Origin of the sequence: Streptomyces sp. NPDC059142, assembly GCF_042755665.1 — a bacterium.
In the GTDB taxonomy this organism is placed as follows: Bacteria; Actinomycetota; Actinomycetes; order Streptomycetales; family Streptomycetaceae; genus Streptomyces.
Map to the genome: position 1 here is coordinate 763 of NZ_JBHZDA010000232.1, position 287 is coordinate 1,049.

The window sequence follows — 287 nt, forward strand, 5'->3', positions numbered from 1 at the left end:
GCACGCTGCTGTGCGCGTGGGCCACGGAGACGATCGGGCTGCACGCGGTCTTCGGCGCCTTCGCCTTCGGAGTGGTGGTGCCCCGCGACCTGCTGGCGTCCAAGGCCCCCGAGGCCGCGCAGCGGATCGAGCGGACAAGCCTGTTCCTGCTGCCCGTCTTCTTCACACTGACCGGCTTGTCGGTGCACTTCGACAGCCTGGGGTGGCGGGGGCTGGTCATGGCGGTGGGCGTGTTCACCGTCGCGTGTGTCGGCAAGTTCGCCGGCGGGGCTGGCGTTGCCTACCTC

General features: G+C 70.4%; 1 protein-coding gene. It reads left to right on the forward strand.

Going from position 1 to position 287, the window contains the following annotated elements:
* Nucleotides 1-287 (forward strand): cation:proton antiporter (locus ACFXPK_RS32960; protein ID WP_385080840.1); only part of this gene is annotated, 287 nt, incomplete at both ends.